16 protein-coding genes and 1 riboswitch are annotated in these 21779 nt (G+C 56.0%); of the genes, 12 read left to right on the top strand and 4 right to left on the bottom strand.

The features are described from left to right. Positions 1 to 45: 45 nt before the first annotated feature. The gene (gene yegD / locus FOC35_RS16260; RefSeq protein ID WP_172569489.1) at positions 46 to 1398 is read left to right on the top strand and encodes a molecular chaperone; all 1353 of its coding nucleotides are present in this window, start codon (positions 46 to 48) and stop codon (positions 1396 to 1398) included. Between the two features lie 41 nt (positions 1399 to 1439). On the opposite strand, the gene FOC35_RS16255 is transcribed toward yegD, so the two are convergent. After that, positions 1440 to 1736, bottom strand: coding sequence for a helix-turn-helix domain-containing protein (locus tag FOC35_RS16255; RefSeq protein WP_172569488.1), 297 nt, complete (start codon positions 1734 to 1736; stop codon positions 1440 to 1442). A 449-nt stretch (positions 1737 to 2185) separates the two neighbouring features. On the opposite strand from FOC35_RS16255, the gene FOC35_RS16250 reads away from it, so the two are divergent. The 10 genes from FOC35_RS16250 (at position 2186) to yegS (ending at position 17661) form a co-directional block, all read left to right on the top strand. Continuing rightward, entirely contained in the window at positions 2186 to 3439 is a 1254-nt protein-coding gene (locus FOC35_RS16250; RefSeq protein ID WP_172569487.1) for an MdtA/MuxA family multidrug efflux RND transporter periplasmic adaptor subunit, read from the top strand. Beyond that, positions 3439 to 6561: an MdtB/MuxB family multidrug efflux RND transporter permease subunit gene (locus tag FOC35_RS16245; protein WP_172569486.1), complete on the top strand. Its 3123-nt coding sequence runs from the start codon at positions 3439 to 3441 to the stop codon at positions 6559 to 6561. The genes FOC35_RS16250 and FOC35_RS16245 overlap by 1 nt, the downstream gene beginning before the upstream one ends. Then, the gene (gene mdtC / locus FOC35_RS16240) at positions 6562 to 9645 is read left to right on the top strand and encodes a multidrug efflux RND transporter permease subunit MdtC (RefSeq protein ID WP_172569485.1); all 3084 of its coding nucleotides are present in this window, start codon (positions 6562 to 6564) and stop codon (positions 9643 to 9645) included. Further along, positions 9642 to 11057, top strand: coding sequence for an MFS transporter (locus FOC35_RS16235; protein ID WP_172569484.1), 1416 nt, complete (start codon positions 9642 to 9644; stop codon positions 11055 to 11057). The genes mdtC and FOC35_RS16235 overlap by 4 nt, the downstream gene beginning before the upstream one ends. Then, on the top strand, positions 11054 to 12448 hold the full coding sequence (gene baeS / locus FOC35_RS16230) for a two-component system sensor histidine kinase BaeS (RefSeq protein WP_016537262.1): 1395 nt from the start codon (positions 11054 to 11056) through the stop codon (positions 12446 to 12448). Before FOC35_RS16235 ends, baeS begins: the two co-directional genes overlap by 4 nt. Next, on the top strand, positions 12445 to 13167 hold the full coding sequence (gene baeR, locus FOC35_RS16225; RefSeq protein WP_016537263.1) for a two-component system response regulator BaeR: 723 nt from the start codon (positions 12445 to 12447) through the stop codon (positions 13165 to 13167). Before baeS ends, baeR begins: the two co-directional genes overlap by 4 nt. A 108-nt stretch (positions 13168 to 13275) precedes the next feature. Beyond that, complete coding sequence (locus FOC35_RS16220; RefSeq protein ID WP_172569483.1) at positions 13276 to 13533, top strand: hypothetical protein; 258 nt, start codon at positions 13276 to 13278, stop codon at positions 13531 to 13533. Between the two features lie 129 nt (positions 13534 to 13662). Then, a complete protein-coding gene (yegQ, locus tag FOC35_RS16215; protein WP_016537265.1) occupies positions 13663 to 15024 on the top strand; it encodes a tRNA 5-hydroxyuridine modification protein YegQ in 1362 nt (453 codons plus the stop codon). A 427-nt stretch (positions 15025 to 15451) separates the two neighbouring features. Further along, positions 15452 to 16582: an acyltransferase gene (locus FOC35_RS16210; protein WP_172569482.1), complete on the top strand. Its 1131-nt coding sequence runs from the start codon at positions 15452 to 15454 to the stop codon at positions 16580 to 16582. Between the two features lie 179 nt (positions 16583 to 16761). Next, entirely contained in the window at positions 16762 to 17661 is a 900-nt protein-coding gene (yegS, locus tag FOC35_RS16205) for a lipid kinase YegS (RefSeq protein ID WP_172569481.1), read from the top strand. 40 nt (positions 17662 to 17701) lie between these two features. Here the strand turns inward: yegS and fbaB are convergent, their stop codons facing one another. The 3 genes from fbaB to thiM all read right to left on the bottom strand — a co-directional run bounded on the left by fbaB (position 17702) and on the right by thiM (position 20508). Further along, positions 17702 to 18754, bottom strand: a complete 1053-nt coding sequence (gene fbaB, locus FOC35_RS16200) for a class I fructose-bisphosphate aldolase (protein WP_039898441.1) — start codon at positions 18752 to 18754, stop codon at positions 17702 to 17704. Between the two features lie 168 nt (positions 18755 to 18922). Further along, on the bottom strand, positions 18923 to 19723 hold the full coding sequence (gene thiD, locus FOC35_RS16195) for a bifunctional hydroxymethylpyrimidine kinase/phosphomethylpyrimidine kinase (RefSeq protein WP_172569480.1): 801 nt from the start codon (positions 19721 to 19723) through the stop codon (positions 18923 to 18925). Continuing rightward, positions 19720 to 20508 carry a hydroxyethylthiazole kinase gene (gene thiM / locus FOC35_RS16190; RefSeq protein WP_172569479.1) on the bottom strand — a complete coding sequence of 263 codons (789 nt, stop codon included), beginning with the start codon at positions 20506 to 20508 and terminating at the stop codon, positions 19720 to 19722. Before thiM ends, thiD begins: the two co-directional genes overlap by 4 nt. 38 nt (positions 20509 to 20546) lie before the next feature. After that, positions 20547 to 20643: riboswitch (TPP riboswitch) on the bottom strand. Between the two features lie 227 nt (positions 20644 to 20870). Here thiM and lpxO point away from each other — a divergent pair. After that, positions 20871 to 21773, top strand: a complete 903-nt coding sequence (gene lpxO / locus FOC35_RS16185) for a lipid A hydroxylase LpxO (protein WP_172569478.1) — start codon at positions 20871 to 20873, stop codon at positions 21771 to 21773. Positions 21774 to 21779 lie beyond the last annotated feature (6 nt).

Below are 21779 nucleotides of genomic sequence, written 5' to 3'. Positions count from 1 at the left end.
TAAAGTCGCCCCCCTTCTCACCGGCATGGGGATAAATAAACAAAAATGAATATTGGTTTTGACTACGGAACGGCGAACTGCTCGGTCGCAATTATGCGCGACGGCAAGCCACAATTACTGGAGATGGAAAACGGCTCGTCGCTGCTTCCCTCCATGCTTTGCGCCCCGACTCGTGAAGCGGTGAGCGAATGGCTTTATCGCCATCACGAAGTCCCGGCTACCGGGGATGAAACCCAGGCGCTACTGCGCCGGGCGGTAAGCTACAACCGCGAAGAAGACATAGAAGTGCTGCCGGGCAGCGTGAAGTTTGGCCTGGACTCTCTGCGCCAGTATATGGAAGACCCGGAAGAGGTTTACTTCGTTAAATCACCGAAGTCATTCCTCGGCGCTACCGGCCTGAAACCGCAGCAGGTTGCGCTGTTTGAAGACCTGGTCTGCGCCATGATGCTGCATATCCGCAAGCAGGCCGAAAGCCAGCTGACCGAAAGCATCAACCAGGCGGTTATCGGCAGGCCGATTAACTTCCAGGGGCTGGGCGGCGAAGACGCCAACCGGCAGGCCCAGGGGATTCTGGAACGCGCAGCGCACCGGGCAGGCTTCCGCGATGTGGTGTTTCAGTTCGAGCCGGTAGCGGCCGGGCTGGATTATGAAGCCACTTTGCAGCAGGAAAAACAGGTGCTGGTAGTCGATATCGGCGGCGGCACCACCGACTGCTCGGTATTGCTGATGGGGCCGGAGTGGCACCGTCGTCGCGACCGCGAGCAAAGTCTGCTGGGCCACAGCGGCTGCCGCGTTGGCGGTAACGACCTCGATATTATGCTGGCCTTCAAGCAGCTGGCTCCCCTGCTCGGCATGGGCGGCCAGACGGAAAAAGGCATCGCGCTCCCGGTTCTGCCGTGGTGGAACGCGGTAGCAATAAACGACGTTCCGGCGCAAAACGACTTTTACAGCGCAGCTAATGGCCGCTCGCTCAATGAGATGGTGCGCGACTCGCGTGAGCCGGAGAAAGTGGCCTACCTGCAAAAAGTCTGGCGTCAGCGCCTGAGCTACCGGCTGGTACGTGCGGCGGAAGAGAGCAAAATAGCCCTTTCCGACAGCCAGCAGGTTGCCACTCTGCTGCCGTTTATCGCCAAAGAGGTGGGCTGTGATATCAGCCAGCAGGCGCTGGAAACCGCCATCAGCCAGCCGCTGCAGCGCATTCTGGAGCAGGTTACGCTGGCGATGGAAAACAGCAGCGCGAAGCCAGAGGTGATTTACCTCACCGGCGGCAGCGCTCGCTCACCGCTGCTTAAACATGCGCTTGCGCAGCAGCTTCCCGGCATCCCAATTGCGGGCGGCGATGACTTCGGCTCCGTAACCCAGGGGCTGGCCCGCTGGTCGGACGTTGTCTTCCGCTAATCTATGTTCTAAAACATCAACCGCAGGCTTCCTGCGGTTTTTTATATCCGAAACTGCTTCATCCCTTCCGGGAACTCAAGTTGTAGCGAAAGCCTGCCGCCCAGCGCCTCAACATAGCGCTTCAGGGTCAATACTTTTAAATCATTGCCGCGCTGCTCTATCGCCGCTATTGCCGGTTGGGACACGCCCATCTTTTGCGCCACCTGCTTCTGGGAAAGCCCCAGATCTTCGCGTACCAGCTGTAAACCCGTTTCCAGAATCAGCGCCTCGGTCAGTTTATGAATTTCGGCCTGATCTTCTGCCGAAAATTCGGCAATCACTTCCGTTAACGTTTTCATTTTATTTTCTCCTGCTCCGCAAGATGGAGCGCGAACTGCGTATCCGCCAGCGGCCTGCTTAATTCCGGCCCCCAGAAACCTATGTTGCCGAAGGCTGCCGCCAGTCTTTTACGCAAGGCCTGCGGCTGGGCCTGATACCAGAAATAAAAATAATCGGTAAAAATAACAGTTCATATCATGACCAACTCCATAAACTATAGTTTATAAAAGGAAGATAAACTACAGTTTATTTTTCAAGTCGTGACATGACTATCGGTTAATCACATGATTGGGAACGGGCTCGGAAGAAGGTTGTTTTAGAGCACGAATACGCTCATCAAAACGCCGCGCTTCGGCGACATCTTACTAATCTGACAGTATTTCATATTTCCTCCATCATTGAGGGGCTATCGATTACTAAACTAGTATCATCAACGAATAATCGTTTCAGGAAGAGAACTCGCCACATTATGAAAGGCACGCACACATCTCGCTGGTTATGGATTGCAGGACTCATTCTCGTTGCTATTGCTGCGGCCTGGTTCTGGCACAGCCATACGGCTTCGTCCGATGCTCAACCTCAGGCTAAGGCCGGGCAATCACATTCCCAGGGCGGGCGTCGCAGCATGCGCGGTGCGCTGGCCCCCGTTCAGGCGGCAGCGGCAACCAGTGAAGCAGTGCCTCATTACCTGACGGGCCTCGGCACCATCACCGCCGCCAATACCGTTACGGTTCGCAGCCGCGTTGACGGGCAGCTTCTGGCAATCCACTTCCAGGAAGGCCAGCAGGTTAAAGCCGGAGATTTGCTGGCAGAGATTGACCCAAGCCAGTTTAAAGTCGCCCTCGCTCAGGCCCAGGGCCAGCTGGCAAAAGATCGGGCTACGCTGGCAAACGCCCGCCGCGATTTAGCCCGCTACCAGCAGTTGGTGAAAACCAATTTAGTTTCCCGCCAGGAACTGGACACGCAGCAGTCGCTGGTTGACTCCAGTGCCGGAACGGTCAAAGCGGATGAAGCCGCCGTGGCCAGCGCTCAATTGCAGCTCACCTGGAGCCGCGTAACCGCTCCAATAGACGGCCGGGTTGGCCTGAAACAGGTCGATATCGGCAACCAGATTTCCACCAGCGACACCAACGGCATCGTGGTTCTGACCCAGACACACCCGATTGACCTGGTGTTTACCCTGCCGGAAAGCGACATCGCTACTGTCATTAAAGCGCAGAAAGCAGGCCAGACGCTCAGCGTAGAAGCGTGGGACCGTACTAACTCCATCAAGCTCAGCAGCGGCAAGCTGTTAAGCCTGGATAACCAGATAGATGCCACCACCGGCACCATCAAGCTCAAAGCACGTTTTGATAACCAGGACGATGCCCTGTTCCCGAACCAGTTCGTCAACGCCCGCATGCTGGTAGACACTCAGGAAAATGCGGTGGTTACTCCTGCCGGGGCGCTGCAAATGGGCAATGAAGGCCACTTTGTCTGGGTGCTGAACAGCGACAATAAAGTCAGCAAGCATCTGGTCACGCCGGGGATTCAGGACAGCCAAAAAGTGGTGGTCAGCGCCGGGCTTTCTGCCGGTGACCGGGTCGTGACGGACGGCATAGACCGCCTGACGGAAGGCGCTCAGGTTGAAGTTGTTGCGCCGCACAGCGCGGATGCGGATATCGCCGCCAAACCGGCCGCTGAAGCAAAAACCGGCCGTAAACATAACGGAGCGGGTTCCTGATGCAGGTGTTACCTCCAGGGGCTACGGGCGGCCCTTCCCGCCTGTTTATCCTGCGCCCGGTAGCCACCACGCTGTTGATGGTGGCCATTCTTCTGGCGGGGATTATCGGTTACCGCTTCCTGCCCGTTTCGGCGCTGCCGGAAGTTGACTACCCGACCATTCAGGTAGTGACGCTTTACCCTGGCGCCAGCCCGGACGTCGTGACCTCGGCGATAACCGCGCCGCTGGAGCGGCAGTTCGGCCAGATGTCCGGCCTCAAGCAAATGTCTTCCCAAAGCGCGGGGGGCGCATCGGTCGTCACGCTCCAGTTCCAGCTAACCCTGCCGCTGGATGTCGCCGAGCAGGAAGTACAGGCGGCTATTAATGCGGCGACTAACCTGCTGCCGACCGACCTGCCAAATCCGCCGGTTTACAGCAAGGTTAACCCGGCTGACCCGCCGATTATGAGCCTCGCTGTTACCTCAAGTGCTCTGCCGATGACTCAGGTTGAAGACATGGTTGAGACCCGCGTTGCGCAGAAAATTTCGCAGGTTTCCGGCGTCGGGCTGGTTACGCTCTCGGGCGGCCAGCGCCCTGCGGTGCGGGTTAAGCTTAATGCTCCGGCCATTGCCGCCCTGGGCCTGACCAGCGAAACCATTCGCACGGCTATTACCAGCGCAAACGTCAATTCGGCTAAAGGTAGCCTCGACGGCCCGGAGCGCGCGGTCACGCTCTCCGCCAATGACCAGATGAAGTCCGCGCAGGAATACCGAAACCTCATCATTGCTTATCAAAATGGCGCGCCTATTCGCCTTGGCGACATCGCAACCGTTGAACAAGGGGCGGAAAATAGCTGGCTCGGCGCGTGGGCAAATAAGCAACCCGCCATCGTAATGAACGTGCAGCGCCAGCCGGGCGCCAATATTATTGATACCGCAGACAGCATCCGTCAGATGCTGCCGATGCTGACCCAAAGCCTGCCGAAGTCGGTCGAAGTAAAACTGCTTAGCGACCGCACCACCAACATTCGTGCTTCGGTAACCGACACTCAGCACGAGCTGATGCTGGCTATTGCTCTGGTGGTGATGATTATTTACCTGTTCCTGCGCAACGTGCCGGCCACCATCATTCCCGCCGTCGCCGTGCCGCTGTCGCTGGTCGGCACCTCCGCGGTGATGGTGTTCCTCGACTTCTCCATCAACAACCTGACGCTGATGGCGCTCACCATTGCCACCGGCTTTGTGGTGGACGACGCCATCGTCGTTATCGAGAACATCTCGCGCTATATAGAGAAAGGCGAGAAGCCGATGGCCGCGGCCCTCAAAGGCGCGGGCGAGATTGGCTTTACCATTATCTCCCTCACCTTCTCGCTGATTGCGGTGCTTATTCCACTGCTGTTTATGGGCGATATCGTTGGTCGCCTGTTCCGCGAGTTTGCGGTCACGCTGGCGATTTCAATTTTAATCTCCGCCGTGGTCTCGCTGACGCTGACGCCGATGATGTGCGCCAGAATGCTGAGCCACGAATCGCTGCGCAAACAGAACCGCTTCTCCCGCGCCAGCGAGAAAATGTTCGACAATATTATTGCCGCCTATGGCCGCCTGCTAAGCAAGGTGTTAAACCACCCGTGGCTGACGCTTGGCGTGGCATTTGGCACCCTGGCGCTCACCGTCGTGCTGTGGGTGTTCATTCCTAAAGGCTTCTTCCCCATCCAGGACAACGGCATTATCCAGGGCACGCTTCAGGCACCGCAGTCCGTCTCCTTTGCCAGTATGGCGCAGCGCCAGCAGCAGGTTGCAGACGTCATTCTGAAAGATCCGGCGGTTGAAAGCCTGACGTCCTTTATCGGCGTTGACGGCACCAACCCGGCGCTGAACAGCGCTCGCCTGCAAATAAACCTTAAGCCGCTGAGCGAGCGAGATGACCGTATTCCTGTAGTTATCGACAGGCTCCAGCAGAATGTTGCCGGCGTGCCGGGCGTGCAGCTGTTCTTGCAGCCAATTCAGGACCTGACCATCGACACCACGGTGAGCCGCACGCAGTACCAGTTCACCTTGCAGGCCACCTCTCTGGATGAGTTGAGTACCTGGGTTCCGCAATTAGAAGATAAGCTCAAAGAGCTGCCTCAGCTCTCCGACGTCAGCAGCGACTGGCAGGACAAAGGGCTGATGGCGTACGTGAATGTTGACCGCGACAGCGCCAGCCGCCTGGGGATTACCATGTCCGCCGTGGACAGCGCCCTTTATAACGCCTTCGGCCAGCGGCTTATCTCGACGATTTATACCCAGGCCAACCAGTACCGCGTGGTTCTGGAGCACGATACCAGCACTACGCCGGGCCTGAGCGCGCTGGACAATATTCGCCTGACCAGCAGCGACGGCGGCAATATCCCGCTCAGCGCAATCGCCAAAGTGGAACAGCGGTTTGCCCCGCTTTCCATCAACCACCTTGACCAGTTCCCGTCGACCACGTTCTCGTTCAACGTGCCTGAGGGCCAGTCCCTGGGCGATGCGGTTAACGCGATTACCGCTGCGGAAAAAGATCTCTCCATGCCGTCGGACATTACCACCCAGTTCCAGGGCAGCACTCTTGCCTTCCAGGCCGCTCTGGGCAGCACTATCTGGCTGATTGTCGCCTCAGTTATGGCGATGTATATCGTGCTGGGCGTGCTGTATGAGAGCTTTATTCACCCGGTCACTATCCTTTCCACTCTGCCAACGGCGGGCGTGGGTGCGCTGCTGGCGCTGATGCTGGCGGGTGCGGAACTGGACGTTATCGCCATCATCGGCATCATTTTGCTGATTGGTATCGTGAAGAAAAACGCCATCATGATGATCGACTTTGCCCTGGCGGCCGAGCGTGAACAGGGTATGGCGCCTTATGAGGCCATTTACCAGGCCTGCCTGCTGCGCTTCCGACCGATCCTGATGACCACCCTCGCCGCTCTGCTTGGCGCTCTGCCGCTGATGTTATCAACCGGTGTTGGGGCTGAACTGCGCCGCCCTCTGGGTATTGGCATGGTGGGCGGCCTGCTGGTGAGTCAGGTGCTGACGCTGTTCACCACGCCGGTGATTTACCTGCTGTTTGACCGCCTATCGCACTACACTCGTCGGCGCTTCGGCCGACAGCATGAGGAGGCGTAAGTGAAGTTTTTTGCCCTCTTCATTTACCGCCCGGTGGCGACGATACTGCTGACCGTGGCGATTACGCTTTGCGGCGTGCTTGGCTTCAGGCTGCTGCCCGTCGCCCCGCTGCCGCAGGTGGATTACCCGGTGATTATGGTTAGCGCCTCGCTGCCCGGCGCTTCTCCGGAAACCATGGCTTCTTCGGTGGCAACGCCGCTTGAACGGTCGCTGAGCCGCATCGCAGGCGTGACCGAGATGACCTCCTCCAGCTCGCTCGGCAGTACCCGCATTATTCTGGAGTTTAATTTCGACCGCGATATCAACGGCGCGGCGCGAGACGTGCAGGCGGCAATTAACGCCGCCCAAAGCCTGTTGCCGAGCGGCATGCCTGGCCGCCCGACTTATCGCAAAGCCAATCCGTCGGACGCGCCGATAATGATCCTGACGCTCACCTCCGACACACTGTCGCAGGGCGAGCTGTATGATTTTGCCTCCACGCAGCTGGCGCAAACCGTGTCGCAAATTGACGGCGTTGGCGATGTTGACGTTGGCGGCAGTTCGCTACCGGCGGTGCGGGTGGATCTCAACCCGCAGGCGCTGTTTAACCAGGGCGTTTCGCTGGACGCGGTGCGCACAGCCATTACCAATGCCAACGTTCGCCGCCCGCAGGGTGCGGTTGAGGACGGCATAAATCGCTGGCAGATCCAGACCAACGACGAGATGAAAAAAGCGGCTGAATATATGCCGCTGATAGTCCACTACAACAACGGCTCGGCGGTGCGGCTTAAAGACGTAGCTAACGTTACCGACAGCGTGCAGGACGTTCGCAACGCCGGTATGACCAACGCCAAACCTGCGATTTTGCTGATGATCCGCAAATCGCAGGAAGCCAACATCATCGAAACCGTGGACCGCATTCGCGCCAAAATCCCCGAGCTGAGGGAAACGATCCCGGCCTCGATTGATTTACAGGTGGCACAGGATCGCTCTCCCACCATTCGCGCCTCGCTGGAGGAAGTCGAGCAGTCGCTGGTAATTTCCGTTTCGCTGGTCATTCTGGTTGTGTTCCTGTTCCTGCGTTCGGGGCGCGCCACTTTTATCCCGGCGATAGCCGTGCCCGTTTCGCTGATTGGCACTTTTGCCGCCATGTATTTATGCGGCTTTAGCCTGAACAACCTTTCGCTGATGGCATTAACCATCGCCACCGGCTTTGTGGTGGATGACGCCATCGTGGTGCTGGAGAACATTTCGCGCCATCTGGAAGCGGGCGTGAAGCCGATGCAGGCGGCGCTGCAAGGGGTGCGTGAAGTCGGCTTTACCGTACTTTCCATGAGCCTGTCGCTGGTTGCGGTCTTCCTGCCGCTGCTGCTGATGGGCGGCCTGCCGGGGCGGCTGTTCCGGGAGTTTGCGGTGACGCTTTCGGTGGCGATAGGCATCTCGCTGGTGGTTTCCCTGACGCTAACCCCAATGATGTGCGGCTGGCTGCTGAAGAGCCGTCCGCCGGAAAAACGAAACAAAAATCGCGGCTTTGGCCGACTGCTGATTGCCATGCAGGGCGGCTATGCCCGCTCGCTAAAATGGGTCTTGAACCATACGCGCCTGGTAGGCGTGGTGCTGCTTGCTACCATCGCGCTTAACGTCTGGCTGTATATCGCCATTCCGAAGACGTTCTTCCCGGAGCAGGATACCGGCAGGCTGATGGGCAATATTCAGGCCGACCAGAGTATCTCCTTCCAGGCGATGCGCGGTAAGCTACAGGACTTTATGAAAATCATTCGTGAAGATCCTGCGGTAGACAACGTGACCGGCTTTACCGGCGGTTCAAGGGTTAACAGCGGCATGATGTTTATCTCCCTCAAGCCGCTGAGCGAGCGTACCGAAACCGCCCAGCAGGTCATCGACCGGCTGCGCGGGAAGCTGGCCAAAGAGCCGGGAGCCAACCTGTATTTAATGGCGGTGCAGGATATCCGCGTTGGCGGCAGGCAGGCCAACGCCAGCTATCAGTACACGCTGCTGTCCGATGAACTGAGCGCGCTGCGAGAGTGGGAGCCAAAAATCCGTAAAGCGCTGGCGGCGCTGCCGGAACTGGCCGACGTTAACTCAGACCAGCAGGATAACGGCTCGGAGATGGATCTTATCTACGACCGCGAGACCATGTCACGGCTGGGGATCAGCGTTTCTGACGCAAACAACCTGCTGAACAACGCCTTCGGCCAGCGCCAGGTTTCCACCATCTACCAGCCGCTGAACCAGTACAAAGTCGTGATGGAGGTTGACCCGCGCTACACCCAGGACATCAGCTCGCTGAACCAGATGTTTGTGATTAATAGCGAGGGTAAGTCGATTCCGCTTTCGTACTTCGCAAAATGGCAGCCTGCGAACGCCCCGCTGGCGGTAAACCACCAGGGCCTGTCCGCCGCGTCGACCATTTCGTTTAACCTGCCGGATGGCGTTTCGCTGTCAGAAGCAAGCGACGCCATCGACCGCACCATGACCTCGCTTGGCGTGCCCTCCACCGTGCGCGGCAGCTACGCCGGTACGGCACAGATCTTCCAGCAGACGATGAATTCGCAGGTGATTCTGATTCTGGCGGCAATCGCCACGGTGTATATCGTGCTGGGTATGCTCTACGAGAGCTATGTCCATCCCCTGACTATTCTCTCCACGCTGCCTTCCGCGGGCGTCGGCGCGCTGCTGGCGCTGGAACTTTTCGGCGCCCCCTTCAGCCTGATAGCGCTAATCGGTATCATGCTGCTTATCGGTATCGTGAAGAAAAACGCCATTATGATGGTGGACTTTGCGATTGAAGCTCAGCGCAAGGGCGACCTGACCCCGGAAGAGGCTATTTTCCAGGCCTGCCTGCTGCGCTTCCGCCCGATAATGATGACCACCCTCGCCGCGCTATTTGGCGCACTGCCGCTGGTGTTGACCAGCGGAGACGGCGCGGAGCTGCGTCAGCCGCTGGGGATAACCATCGTTGGTGGCCTGGTGGTCAGCCAGCTGCTTACGCTCTACACCACGCCGGTGGTTTACCTGTTCTTTGATCGACTGAGATTGCGCTTTAGCCGCAAGCCCCGTGAAAGTAAGGCTCTGTCCGTATGATTGATTTGCCCCCCGCCGTTCGCTGGCAGCTATGGATTGTCGCCTTTGGCTTCTTTATGCAGGCGCTGGATACCACGATTGTTAACACCGCCCTGCCCTCTATGGCACACAGTCTGGGCGTCAGCCCGCTACATATGCACTCGGTGGTGGTGGCCTATGTACTGACAGTTGCGGTGATGTTACCCGCCAGCGGCTGGCTGGCGGACAGAGTGGGCGTGCGTAATATTTTTTTCACCGCCATTATCCTGTTCACCCTTGGCTCCCTGTTTTGCGCCAACGCCAGCACCCTCAATGAGCTGGTGCTGGCGCGCGTGGTTCAGGGCATCGGCGGCGCGATGATGGTGCCCGTCGGGCGCTTAACGGTGATGAAAATCGTACCCCGCACGCAGTATATGGCGGCGATGACCTTCGTCACCATTCCCGGCCAGGTTGGCCCGCTGCTGGGGCCTGCGCTCGGCGGCGTGCTGGTGGAATATGCCTCCTGGCACTGGATCTTCCTGATTAATATTCCGGTTGGCATCGTCGGGGCCATCGCTACCCTGTGGCTGATGCCGAACTACACCATGCAGACCCGCCGCTTTGACATTTCTGGCTTCCTTCTGCTCGCGTTTGGCATGGCGGCACTGACCATCGCCCTCGACGGGCAAAAAGGGCTTGGTATCTCCAGCCAGACCCTGGCCCTGCTGGTGGCAGGCGGAATAATCGCAATTGCGCTTTACCTGTGGCGTGCGCGCGGCAACCCCAACGCGCTATTTGACTTAAATCTTTTTAAAACCAAAACCTTCTCAATCGGCCTGTTTGGCAGCCTGTGCGGGCGCATCGGCAGCGGAATGCTACCCTTTATGACGCCGGTATTCCTGCAAATTGGCCTCGGGTTTTCGCCTTTCCATGCCGGGCTGATGATGGTGCCAATGGTGCTCGGCAGTATGGGAATGAAGCGTATTGTGGTGCAGGTGGTAAACCGCTTTGGCTATCGCAATGTGCTGGTGGCGGCTACGCTCGGGCTGGCGCTGATAACCCTGATGTTTATGGCCGTCGCGCTGATGGGCTGGTACTACCTGCTGCCGGTGGTGCTGTTCGTGCAGGGCATGGTCAACTCGATGCGTTTCTCCTCGATGAATACCCTGACGCTTAAAGATTTACCGGACGACCTGGCCAGCGGCGGCAATAGCATGCTGTCCATGGTGATGCAGCTCTCGATGAGTATCGGCGTGACCGTGGCCGGGCTGCTGCTCGGCATGTTCGGCCACCAGCAACTGCCCGCCGACGGCGCTCAGGCCCACAGCATCTTTATGTACACCTACTTCTGTATGGCGCTGGTCATTGCCCTGCCCGCCCTGCTGTTTATCCGCGTGCCGAAAGACGGCTCTCAAAATGCCGTTATCGCCCGCCGTAAAAGGAGCGAAACATGAAACTCTGGCGCTCTGGTATTACCAGCAAGTTATTCCTGGCAATTTTCTCTACCTGCCTGCTGCTGCTGGCCATCATGCATTGGGGGGTCCGACTCAGTTTTGAACACGGTTTTATCGACTACATCAAACGCGGCAACGCCCAGCGGCTTGAGATGTTAAGCGATGCTCTCGGCGAGCAGTACGCGCTTCACGGAGACTGGAAATTTTTACGCCACAATGACCGCTTTGTGTTTCAGATTTTGCGTTCTTTTGAGCGTGACGGCGACGAAGGGCGTGGCCTGCCGCCCCACGGCTGGCGCACCCAGTTTTGGGTCGTTGACCAGAATTATCGCGTGCTGGTCGGCCCGCGAGAAAAGCCGCCGATGGACGGCATGCGTAAAGCAATCAATGTCGATGCCAAAGACGTGGGCTGGGTTATCGCCTCCCCGGTTGAGCGCCTGACGCGCAGCACGGATATCAATTTTGATCGCCAGCAGCGGCGAACCAGCTGGATAATCGTCGCGCTCTCTAGCCTGCTTGCGGCGGCGGCCACCTTCCTGCTCGCCCGCGGGCTGCTTGCGCCGGTAAAACGGCTGGTTGAGGGAACCCATAAACTCGCCGCCGGGGACTTTACCGCTCGCGTGGACGTCAGCAGCGGCGACGAACTGGGGCGGCTGGCCCAGGACTTTAACCAGCTAGCCAGCACGCTGGAGAAAAACCACACCATGCGCCGCGCCTACATGGCGGATATTTCCCACGAACTGCGAACGCCTCTGGCGGTATTACGCGGCGAGCTGGAAGCTATTCAGGATGGCGTGCGCAAATTTACCCCTGAGTCGGTGACCTCGCTGCAAATGGAAGTTGCCACGCTGACCAAGCTGGTGGACGACCTGCACCAGCTATCGATGTCCGATGAAGGCGCGCTGGCGTACCAGAAGAAATCCCTCGATATCATTACGCTTATCGAAGTGGTTGCCGGGGCGTTCCGCTCTCGCTTTGATTCGCGCGGCCTGACCATACGCCTGGCGCTGCCGGACAGCGCGATGATCTTTGGCGACGGCGACCGCCTGATGCAGCTGTTTAATAATCTGCTGGAAAACAGCCTGCGCTACACGGACGCAGGTGGCCAACTTGTGATTAGCGGCAAAGTGGTGAACCAGCAGTTTGTGATGAACTTCGACGACAGCGCACCGGGCGTTTCCGACGAGCAGCTGAAGCAACTTTTTGACCGTTTTTACCGCGCCGAAGGGTCGCGAAACCGGGCCAGCGGAGGCTCCGGCCTTGGCCTGTCTATCTGCCAGAACATCGTTACCGCCCACGGCGGTACGCTAAGCGCCGACCATTCGCGTTTGGGCGGGGTTAGCATTACAGTAGAACTTCCTCTGGAAGCCGAAACGTCGAGAACACTATGACCGAGCTACCGATTGATGAAAACACGCCGCGCATTTTGATAGTAGAAGATGAGCCAAAGCTCGGGCAGCTGCTGATTGATTACCTGCGCGCGGCCAGCTATGCGCCCACTCTACTGACCCACGGCGACCAGGTGCTGCCTTATGTGCGCCAGACCCCGCCGGATCTGATCCTGCTGGATCTGATGCTCCCCGGCGTAGACGGCCTGACGCTGTGCCGGGAAATCCGCCGCTTCTCCGAGGTGCCCATCGTAATGGTGACGGCTAAAATCGAAGAGATCGACCGCCTGCTGGGGCTGGAAATTGGCGCGGATGACTATATTTGCAAACCCTACAGCCCACGCGAAGTCGTCGCCAGGGTAAAAACCATTCTGCGCCGCTGCAAGCGCCAGGCCGCCAATATTCCCGGCTCCGAAGAAAGCCCGCTGATCATCGACGAAGGCCGTTTCCAGGCCATATGGCGCGACAAGCTGTTAGACCTCACGCCAGCCGAATTTCGACTGCTAAAAACGCTCTCCCACGAACCGGGAAAAGTGTTCTCACGCGAAATGCTGCTGAATCACCTGTACGACGATTACCGCGTGGTCACCGACCGCACCATCGACAGCCACATCAAAAACCTGAGGCGCAAGCTTGAGGCGCTGGATGCCGATCAGTCGTTTATTCGTGCAGTTTACGGGGTTGGCTACCGTTGGGAAGCCGATGCGGGGCGGGTTATCTAACGTTAAGGGCGACTACTACTTTTAGTAACTGCCCTACACGTCGAAAACGCTCTACGATAGGTTATTAGCCAGCCTTGTTGACCGGCACTTCCCTTCAAGGAGTTCATCGTGGAAAAGTATGTTTTCTATAGCAAAGATATTGCCTTCAATATCTACCCGAAAACATCTCTCGGTGCAGAAGAGAAAAGGCAGCTGGCCGCCGACGGGTTTCAAAAAATCGGTTTCCAAACTCGGGCGGCGGATGAAGCCGAGGCGCTGGAAAACTTCATCGCTCACTTCAAAGAAAATACCGAGGCGTTAAAAGAATACACGGAGAACATTGCCTTCGCGTCGCTGCTTTTTGTCGGCATCCCGCTGATAGCCTGACTTAGCAAGAGGGTTTACTCCCCCGCCCCACGGCGCTACAATTCCCGCCCTTAAATTGTGGTAATCCACTCGACTTTAGCCGTTCCACCTGGTGGGGCGGTTCTGACCTGATATCAGAACGAGAAATTCATGTTTAAACCGGAACTCCTTTCCCCGGCGGGAACGCTGAAAAATATGCGTTACGCTTTCGCCTATGGCGCAGATGCCGTGTACGCTGGCCAGCCTCGCTACTCGCTGCGCGTGCGCAACAACGAATTCAACCACGAGAACCTGCAGCTGGGCATTAATGAAGCCCACGCGCTGGGTAAAAAATTCTACGTGGTGGTTAACATCGCCCCGCATAACGCCAAGCTGAAGACCTTTATTCGCGATCTCAAGCCGGTCATCGACATGGGGCCAGACGCCCTGATTATGTCCGATCCTGGGCTGATAATGATGGTGCGTGAAGCGTTCCCGGAGATGGACGTTCACCTCTCGGTGCAGGCCAACGCCGTCAACTGGGCCACAGTGAAATTCTGGAAACAGATGGGCCTGACGCGCGTCATCCTCTCCCGCGAGCTGTCGCTCGACGAAATTGCCGAAATCCGCGAGCAGGTTCCTGAGATGGAGCTGGAAATTTTTGTTCACGGTGCACTGTGTATGGCCTACTCCGGCCGCTGCCTGCTCTCCGGCTATATCAACAAGCGCGACCCGAATCAGGGCACCTGCACCAACGCCTGCCGCTGGGAATATAAAGTTCAGGAAGGCAAAGAGGACGATATCGGCAATATCGTTCACGTTCACGAGCCGATTCCGGTACAAACCGTAGAGCCTACGCTCGGCGTTGGCGCGCCGACGGATAAAGTGTTTATGGTGGAAGAAGCCCAGCGCCCTGGCGAATACATGACCGCCTTTGAAGACGAGCACGGCACTTACATCATGAACTCGAAGGACCTGCGCGCCATCGAGCACGTAGAGCGCCTGACCAAAATGGGCGTACACTCGCTGAAAATCGAAGGGCGCACCAAGTCTTACTACTACTGCGCACGTACCGCTCAGGTTTATCGCCGCGCAATTGACGATGCCGCCGCGGGCAAGCCGTTCGACCCGACGCTGCTGCAAACGCTGGAAGGCCTGGCCCACCGCGGCTATACCGAAGGCTTCCTTCGTCGCCACACCCACGACAGCCACCAGAACTACGAATACGGTCATTCAATTTCTGAGCGCCAGCAGTTCGTCGGCGAATTCACCGGCGAGCGCCGCGGCGAGCTTGCTGCGGTAGCGGTAAAAAACAAATTCCTGTTTGGCGACAGCCTGGAAATGATGACCCCGCAGGGCAACATCACCTTCCAACTGGATAAAATGGAAAACGGCAAGGCGGAACCGATTGAAGTGGCCCCGGGCGACGGTCATACCGTATGGATACCTGTACCCCAGGACATCGCGCTGGATTATGCGCTGCTGATGCGCAATCTGGCTGGTCAGACAACCCGTAAACCGCACGCTAACTAGTTAATTAAGGTTATTTTTTCGCGCTAAGACCATTCTTAGAAACCGATCACATACCGTTACACAAGATGACGTTATTATCCGCGAGCTGAAAAACATAACCGATAAATGCTAGCTGTACCAGGAACCACCTCCTTGGCCTGCGCAATCTCCCTTGCGCAGGCTTTCTTTTTTGTCATCGTTTAACTAGACTCACGCTCTCCTACCTGCTACAGATGGGTTGCTCAGGCCATCAGTGAGCCCCCAGTAAAAATGTCGCCTTTCTGCATTAACTTTACCGCCTCTGGTCCGCAGATTTGCCAAAACAATGTGAAAGACATATCCCAACAATTATGCTCTCATAAAAGAAAACTGGTTTTGACAAAAGAGAATATAGGTGCCTTGAAGGAGGAATTTGAGTATAGTTTGCCAGAAAATTTATGAGGTATGTATGAATAAGAAACTAGAATCTTTGCAGGCTCTGCGCGGTATAGCAGCACTTTTAGTTATGTTTTTTCACTATCGTTTTTTCTTAAAAGAGCAACAAAAAATTAGCCAAAGCATTTGGGATGCACTATTCGGCTGGGGGATAATCGGCGTAGATATTTTCTTCTTAATTAGCGGCTTCATTATGGTTTATACTACTCAGCATTATTCAAAAAACTTACTTTCAGCAAGGCGATTTCTGATCAATCGAGCAATACGCATTTTCCCATTATATTATGCAGGACTTTTTATTGCATTCCTTTTAGCAGGTGCGATGAGTACTTTTCATTACCCCGATAAAGTACAAAACTTACTGAGTGCACTGACATTCACTGTATATAAAACGTCTATAACACCGCATTATATTGATGATGGTGGCATGTATAATGTCCGCTGGACTCTTAATTATGAGGTTTATTTTTATATCGTATTCGCATTATGCCTACTGGTTAAACATCGCTTGTTAGCTCTTATTGGCTTTGGTGCATTAACGACATGTATTATCCCTGTTATTTTTGGGTTCCAGCCTACAATTAGTGTAGCAGGTTACCCTTTCAATTCCCCTACACCAGGGCTATTAACCAACCCTATTTTTCTTGAGTTCATCATCGGAGCTGTCGTTGGTAGTTTATATCTCAAGCTTAAAAATAACAAATTATCTGAAAAAACACCGATTATTGCGAGTTTAATTAGCCTGGCTCTTTTTTTATACATTTCCTTTGGCATCTACAGCGGAAGCATACGGGCACTTAATATAGAAAGCACTCTAATTATGGGCATATTTATTCTTTTCATCGCACTTGGAGAACCTGTCCTAAAAAAAGCCATCCCGAACATACTCATCTATATCGGTGATATTTCGTTTTCACTCTACCTACTTCACGGTGCCGTAGGCATAGCTGTAATGAAAAAAATGGATTCATTTGGAGCTTTTGCATACAAAGGATTCGCGACTCTGATAATGGCTATTTTATTATCTATACTGGCATCTCATTTAACACACAAATACATCGAAATCCGATTAACTCGAAAACTGAAAAATAAATTATTGCCAAAATCGCCATCTAAATATACGGTTGATAATTTGGTTAATTAAGACTACATACAACTGATAAGCAGCCAGTACGCACCAGGGTTGAGATGATATTTCAGGGGGATCAGAGTATCTGGCGTTACTCTCCCTCCTTGCTTTTTTCTGCTGATTCAGCCAGTTCTTACTCCTCCGCCCCCGGTTTGCTCTACACTTTGATAATGCTCATTTTTCTGAGGTAAGTCATGGAGACATTTCCACTTTCACTTTTGGTATTAAACGGCAAGGGTGCCGGTGACCCGCTGCTGCGTGAAGCGGTGAAAACACTGCGCGAGGAAGGTTACACACTGCATATCAGAGTGACCTGGGAGAAGGGCGACGCGGAACGTTATATCGAAGAAGGGCTGGAGCTCGGCGTGGATACCGTGGTGGCCGGAGGCGGCGACGGCACCATCAACGAAGTCGCTACCTGCCTCGCAAAACTCGCCCCTGACAGGCGCCCGGCTCTGGGTATTTTACCGCTCGGGACGGCCAACGACTTCGCCACCAGCGCGGGTATTCCGGAAGATCTTGAAAAAGCGCTGCGCCTGGCAATAGCTGGCAAAGCGGCGGATATCGATCTGGTACAGGTCAATGACCACGCCTTTTTCATCAACATGGCGACCGGTGGATTTGGCACCCGCATCACCACTGAAACGCCTGAAAAGCTGAAAGCGGCGCTCGGCGGCGTCTCCTACTTCATTCACGGACTCATGCGTATGGATATGCTAAAGCCCGATCGCTGTGATATTCGTGGAGACAATTTTAGCTGGCAGGGCGACGCGCTGGTGATCGGCATCGGCAACGGGCGTCAGGCTGGCGGCGGCCAGCAGCTTTGCCCCGAGGCGCTGATCAACGACGGTTTGCTTGAACTGCGAATTTTTACCGGGGAAGATTTACTCCCGGCGCTGCTGACGACGTTAACGCGGCCGGAAGAAAAACCCAATGTGGTAGAAGCAAAATCGGCGTGGTTTGAAATTTCTGCTCCGCACGATATTACTTTTAATCTGGACGGAGAGCCGCTGAGCGGCAAGCACTTCCGAATCGAAGTACATCCCGGCGCTCTGGCCTGCCGGTTACCGCCAAACTGCGCGCTATTGGGATAAAGTAAACTCAGCCGTACCGCGAAGGTACGGCTGTTTGCTATTACGCTATCGTCACTTTGCCGCTCAGGTATACATCCTGTACCGCATTGATCAGCTTCACGCCGTCGGCCATGGACTTCTTGAATGCTTTACGCCCCAGAATCAGGCCCATGCCGCCCGCTCGTTTATTGATAACCGCCGTGCGAACCGCATCCGCGAGATCGGTTTCACCGCCCGCCGCGCCGCCGGAGTTAATCAGCCCCGCGCGCCCCATATAGCAGTTTGCCAGCTGATAACGAACCAGGTCGATTGGGTTATCGGTAGTCAGTTTGCTGTAGACTTTCTCGTCGGTATAACCAAAGTTCACCGCTTTATAGCCGCCGTTGTTCTCGGCCATTTTCTGCTTCACGATGTCGGCCCCGATGGTTGCCGCAAGGTGGTTAGCCTGGCCGGTTAAGTCGGCGCTTACGTGATAATCCACCCCGTCTTTTTTAAACTCCGGGTTGCGCAGATAGGCCCACAGCACGGTAACCAGCCCCAGCTCATGTGCGCGTTCAAAGGCGGCAGAGATCTCTTCTATCTGGCGGCGAGACTCGGGTGAACCAAAGTAAATTGTCGCCCCAACCGCCACGGCCCCCATATTGAACGCCTGCTCGACGCTGGCATACAGCGTTTGGTCATAAGTCGTTGGGTAGCTGAGGGTTTCGTTGTGATTAAGCTTCACAAGGAAGGGGATGCGGTGCGCGTAGCGGCGTGAAACCGAGGCCAGCACGCCATAAGTCGAAGCCACACAGTTACACCCGGCCTCGATGGCGAGCTCAACAATGTTTTTCGGATCAAAATAGAGTGGGTTAGCGGCGAAAGAAGCGCCGGCGGAGTGCTCAACACCCTGATCGACTGGAAGAATAGAAAGGTAACCCGTTCCGGCAAGACGCCCGGTGTTGTACAGCGTCTGCATGTTTCGCAGCACCGCTGGCGGGCGATTATTGTCAACCATGACTCTGTCAACGTAGTCCGCACCGGGCAGGTAAAGCTGGTCTGCCGGAATAGTCATACAACGATGCTGTAACAAGCCGTCGGCGTCTTTGCCAAGCAACTGCGCAATATCAGTCATAATACGCTCCCGTAACGGCGGCGGGCACCCTGCCCTCCGCGCAAGAAAAATCCCGGCCCACGCAGTCAAAAAATGTGGGCAGCCCTAATCCTGGTACCCACAGCCCAGATTCGCCAGTTAAAGCGCACTTTTGCACCCTTTCCAGGAGTAAAGCCAGCATGACACCGGTTACCACCACTCATGGAAGTGGTGCACCGGCCCAATGCCATGCCCGACTTCCAGCGAATCCGCCTGCGCCAACGCTTTCGATAGCCATATTTTTGCCGCAGCCACGGTCTGCCCCCAATCATCATGGCGCGGACGCAGCGCGGCTAACGCGGCAGATAAGGTACAGCCGGTGCCGTGGGTATTTTTGGTCTGAACGCGTGGCGCGGTAAAACGCTGAGTGTCGCCCCGGGTAAACAACCAGTCCGGGCTTTCCTCATCGTCAAGGTGGCCGCCTTTCATCAGCACCGCCTCGCAGCCCATACCCAGCAGCGCTTCGCCCTGCTCACGCATCTCTTTTTCAGTTCGGGCGTGGGGAGCGTCAAGCAGCGCGGCAGCCTCGGGAAGATTTGGCGTAATTAAAGCTACGCGGGGCAGCAGCCTACGGCGCAGGCTTTCCACCGCCGAAGGCGCCAGCAGCGCGTCTCCGCTTTTCGCCAGCATAACCGTATCCAGCACCACATTTTGCGCCTGATAAAATGCCAGCCGCTCCGCCACCGCCTCAACGATGTCGGCCTCTGCAAGCATGCCTATCTTGGTTGTATCTATGCGCACGTCGCTTAAAACCGAATCCAGCTGGGCGGCAACAAATTCTGGCTCGATACGGTAGACCGACTGCACGCCGCGAGTGTTTTGTGCCACCAGTGCCGTAATCACGCTGGTGCCATAGGCGCCGAGCGCCGAGAAGGTTTTAAGGTCGGCCTGAATACCCGCCCCGCCGCTTGGGTCCGTGCCTGCGATGGTTAACGCGTTGATTCGTTTCATGCCAGCACCTCCGCATTCAGCTGGTAGAGCGCATCGAGAAACGCGGGCGTAAAACTGCCTGAGCCGCGGCTGACGGCGATAGCCTGTTCCCCCGCCAGCGACATAAACCGACATGCGCTGGCGACGTTTTCAAGCATTGAGCCGGGCAAAGCGCAGCAGGCCGCCACTACCGCCGACAGCGCACAGCCGGTGCCTACCACGCGCGTCATCAGCTCCCCGCCACCGCTCACCGCAATAATCCTTTCGCCGTCGGTGACGTAGTCTGTCTCCCCGGTTACGGCGACCACCGCCCCGGTTTGCCGCGCTAGTTTCTGCGCCGCAGGCAGCGCGGAAAGGGCATCGTCCGTGCTATCCACGCCGCGCCCGCCGGCCTGCTCACCCGCCAGCGCGAGGATTTCAGAGGCATTACCGCGTATTGCTGCGGGTTTCAGGGCGATAACTTCATGGGCAAAACGAGTGCGGAATGCTAATCCGCCTACCGCAACGGGATCGAGTACCCAGGGCGTACCCGCCTGGTTCGCGGCCTGAATAGCCGCCAGCATCGCGCCCTGTCGCTCAGAGGTCAGCGTACCGATGTTAATCAGTAATGCGCTTGCCAGCGGGCTGAACTGAGCGGCCTCTTCGGCCTCAATGACCATCGCAGGCGCGGCCCCCAACGCCAGCAGTACATTGGCGGTAAAGGTTTGCACTACGTCGTTGGTCATACAGTGAACCAGCGGGGAATGATGGCGAAGATGAAGTAAAACGGACGCGGCGGTGGCGCCGGGTAGCAGGTCAGGTTGCATAAGGTTAAGGCTCCTGTCCGGCGTGAAAGAAGGGACGCCGGACAGGCATCTGACTTCCCTACGCTGGCATTATCCAGATCAGGTGGTACGGGTATTTCTCAGCCTTCACGTGGAAGGGCACCCCGAGTCATTTAAAATCAAAATGTTGTGATTAATACATTGTGTTAATCGCGTTCAGAATAATGCCAGCGGGCAAGCATTTAGACAAGCGCCAAACCTGTCCGGCGATTATTTACTTCGCTAAAACCACTGCTAAGCTGTATTGCTGCAACAGATGCGAATTTAGTGTTCAGGGTACTCTGAACCTTTATAAAGGTTCGGCTGGGAACGATAAAAAACACACAGCGGTCAGATAATAGAATATGAAATATATCATTTTGCTTATTCTCGTTATTTCAGTGGTCTACGTGCATTATCGCGGCCGGGTTCGCTTCCGCTTCTGGCGGCAGCTCTCCGATCATTCAACTTTTACCGCCCCGCTCAACGGCTTTATGTATCTGTTTTCCAGGGTGCCCAATACGCCTTATTTAAACGTGCAGACTTTCCCCGAGCTGGCAATTTTGCAGCAGAATTGGGATGTTATTCGCGAGGAAGGGATAAACCTGCAAAAGCTGGAGCAAATTAAAGCCGCAGAGAAATTCAGCGATGCCGGGTTTAACTCATTTTTTAAAACCGGCTGGAAGCGCTTCTATCTGAAGTGGTATGAAAACGCCCACCCGTCCGCAAGCCAGCTTTGCCCGAAAACAACCGAGCTGCTGCGCGCCATTCCTTCGGTCAAGGCGGCGATGTTTGCCACCCTCCCGGACGGCAGCCGACTGCCTCGCCACCGCGATCCTTACGCAGGATCTCTGCGTTTTCATCTGGGGCTGGCAACGCCAAATGATGACCGCTGCTTTATCGAAGTGGACGGCAAACGCTACAGCTGGCGGGACGGCGAAGGCGTGCTGTTTGATGAAACCTATATTCACTACGCGGAAAATACCAGCGGCGAGAACCGCCTGATCCTGTTTTGCGATGTCGAAAGACCGATGCGCTACCGCTGGGCGCAGTGGGTCAACCACTGGCTGGGGCGTAATCTGATGAGCGCCGCCTCTGCGCCTAATGATGAAAACGATCGGATCGGGGGAATTAACCGGGCTTTCCGCTATATCTACCAGATTCGCATCGTTGGCAAGAAGCTGAAAAGCTGGAATAAGACGATTTATTACATCGTCAAATGGATTTTGTTTGGCGGTATTGCGGTACTTATCTGGCGGGCCTTTTAATACGGG

The sequence above is a fragment of the Cedecea sp. FDAARGOS_727 genome (genome assembly GCF_012273235.1).
In the GTDB taxonomy this organism is placed as follows: domain Bacteria; phylum Pseudomonadota; class Gammaproteobacteria; order Enterobacterales; family Enterobacteriaceae; genus Cedecea; species Cedecea davisae.
This window is presented reverse-complemented; position numbering and strand designations above follow the sequence as displayed.